The 2,560-nt window shown below is 68.9% G+C and carries 2 protein-coding genes and 2 pseudogenes; 1 reads left to right on the forward strand and 3 read right to left on the reverse strand.

Annotated features, from left to right (window positions below; all coding sequences use genetic code 11):
- Nucleotides 1–487: 487 nt before the first annotated feature.
- Entirely contained in the window at nucleotides 488–1,375 is an 888-nt protein-coding gene (locus tag JWQ81_RS11470) for an alpha/beta hydrolase (protein ID WP_297540464.1), read from the reverse strand.
- Nucleotides 1,376–1,461: 86 nt separating this feature from the next.
- Here JWQ81_RS11470 and JWQ81_RS11475 point away from each other — a divergent pair, with 86 nt between their 5' ends.
- Entirely contained in the window at nucleotides 1,462–1,941 is a 480-nt protein-coding gene (locus JWQ81_RS11475) for a MarR family winged helix-turn-helix transcriptional regulator (protein WP_297540466.1), read from the forward strand.
- Here JWQ81_RS11475 and JWQ81_RS11480 read toward each other — a convergent pair.
- Together JWQ81_RS11480 and JWQ81_RS11485 are read right to left on the reverse strand one after the other, a co-directional pair.
- Nucleotides 1,849–2,190, reverse strand: a pseudogene (locus JWQ81_RS11480) (VOC family protein); the annotation flags it as partial. The gene JWQ81_RS11475 and the pseudogene JWQ81_RS11480 overlap by 93 nt on opposite strands.
- Before the next feature lie 150 nt (nucleotides 2,191–2,340).
- Nucleotides 2,341–2,560 (reverse strand): annotated as a pseudogene (locus JWQ81_RS11485) (hypothetical protein); the annotation flags it as partial.

The following is a 2,560-nucleotide window of genomic DNA, read 5'->3' on the forward strand; positions in this document are numbered from 1 at the left end:
TCAGCCTGACCGGGCGGGCCCGCGGCAAGTTGCTGTTGCTGCCCGGATCCGACATCGGCGAATAGCGAGCCGCCTGTGGGCAGCGGAAAGATCTCGGGGTCCGCATCGGAACGGCCAGTGACGATTAGACGAGCTCGCCGGGCTCCTTAACGTCACTGGCCGTTCGGTTGCTGCTCAAGGGCCGGCTCCCAGGGTGAGGTCGGGGTCCTGGATCTCCAGCACGTCGATCTCGAACGGGGCGAGGATGCCCCGCTCGACCGCCTCGCTCAGCCCGAGTTAGAACAGCCACGTGCCGTACGTTTGCGAGTCGCTTGCCATCGAAGCGATCTCCAGCTCCTCGCCGTCCTTTCCCTTCGGCGGCCGCGGTGCGGCCAGGATCCGGGGGATAGCGGTCATGTACAGCCGGTGCGGTTGCGGCTGTGGGCGGGGGCGAGCACCACGAGGACCGAGTCTTGAGCCGAGGGCGGCTGCGCGGGACGCCGCCTCTTCACGGCGTGTCAATGCGTCCGGTGAACTCGATCATTGCCTTGGCCAGTTCTTCGGGAGCCTCCATGGCGGCGTAGTGGCCGACACCGTCGAGAGATACCGAGCTCACTTCGCTCGACGCGGCCTGGGTCATGGTGGCCAGGGTGAAGGAGCCTGCGCGGGCCCCGACCGCGAGAACGGGCACGTTCAGCCCGGGTGTCTGGGCGAGGGCCGTGATCTCGGAGCCCTCGCGCAGCATCGACCGGTAGAGGCCGATCGCTCCGCGCCATCCGTCGGGCCGCGCGTAGGTGCGGGCGAACTCGTCGATGTCGGCTTCGGTGATCGCTCCCGGGGTCGCGCTCAAGGTCGGGAACACGAACTGTCCCAGGAACTCGCGCTCGCGGCCGGTCAGCAGCATCTCGGGGATGCCGGGTGCGGCGAGAACCCCGATATACCAGACGCCGCCGTGGGTGATGTCGGCCAGCACCTCCATTCCGAATCCGGGTAGCCCCGTCTCGATGGCAGTGAGACTGAGCACGTCCTGCGGGTGCGTGGTCGCGAGGCGGAACACGCTCGCCCCGCCGATGTCCTGCCCGGTGAGATGGACAGGGCCCACGCCGAGATGCTCGATCAGAAGGTGCAGGTCCTCGGCCGCGGTAGCGCTGTCGTACGTGCCCGGCCCGTTGCCGGAGTCGCCGAAGCCGCGCAGGTCGACGGCGAACACGCGGTGGTGGGCGGCGAGCAGCGGGATGAGCCTGTGGAAGGACCACCAGGTCTCGGGGAACCCGTGGACCAGCAGTATCGGGGTTCCGCCGGTTCCCGCCGCCACGTAGTGCAGCGTGGTTCCGTTCACCTCGACGCGGTGGTGGGTGATCCCCGGAATCGTCGCGCCGGCTGGTGTCGCGTTCATCGCATCTCCTCAATTGGACAACCTGGTTGCCCAGATATTAGCCAACCAAGTTGTCTAACTGCAAGCCCTTCCCGTACCCTGCTGCCATGTCCCGTTCCGGTGCCGATCTCGCGCTGCTCCTGCTCGGGGGCTTCCGTTCGCTGGTGGACAACGCGACCGACGAGCTTGCTCAGCGCGGCTACCAGGACGTACGCCCCGTCCACGACTTCGCCATGCGAGCCATCGCCGCGGGCGCCGATGACGCCACGCGGCTCGGCCGCCGCTTGTCGGTCTCCAAGCAGGCGGCCGCGAAGACGATCGCGGTCCTGCACGAACGCGGATACGTGACACGCGACACCGATCCCCTCGACGGCCGCCGCAAACGCCTCCAGGTCACCGCCCTCGGCTTCGAGGTGCTGCACCAAGGCGAGGAGATCTTCGACGAACTGCGCGACCGCTGGGAACGACGGATCGGCTCCGCCGAACTCGAGCGCCTAGAAAAGCACCTGGCGACACTGGTCGGCGCCTCCCCCATCCGCTTCGACACGCCCGGCTGGATGACGCGCGACCTCGGTGAGCCGTCCTAGCACAGCACCGGGCAGCGCGAGAGAAGGCGCCGGCTCGTCGCGGCGCAAGCGGGTGGCGCCGAGACGGACGAGGCGCTCGCACTCCGCTTCGAGGGCGGCCATCCGCTCGTCGCCGTGCAGGCCGGGTGCGGCGCGTACGTCCAGGTGCAGGCGGTTCTTGGCGGTCTGTCCCTCGGGGACCTGCTGAAGGAAGATCCGAGGACGTACGCCCTCGGGGTCCTCCAGAGACGTCCGCCGAGACCTCTCATCACCGGCATGCGCGGCAACACCGACAACCTCCGCCAGGGCGCCGCCCGCAAGAGCGCCGCCGCCCAGGCCCGCGCCGAGCAGGGCCTGCGCGAGATGACCCGCCGCAGGCAGCCCAACACCTTCCACGGCCTCGCCCACACCGCCGACGTCTCACTCGACTTCCTCCATGCTCTCCGGCGCAGCGACCCGGTGGCCGTCCAGCCATGTGGCGAGCGTCTGCGGTACGTGTTCCAGGAAGAGCACCAGGCTGGAAGAGGACCGGCCGATGGCCTCCAATCGCTCGCGCACGGCCGGCGAGTCGTCCCAGTGAACGACCGCCCCGTCGATGCCCCCGAATTCGTCGACGAACCCCTCGGGAGGGGAGTCGGGC

The sequence above is a fragment of the Amycolatopsis sp. genome, from assembly GCF_025464955.1.
Classification (GTDB): Bacteria; Actinomycetota; Actinomycetes; order Mycobacteriales; family Pseudonocardiaceae; genus Amycolatopsis.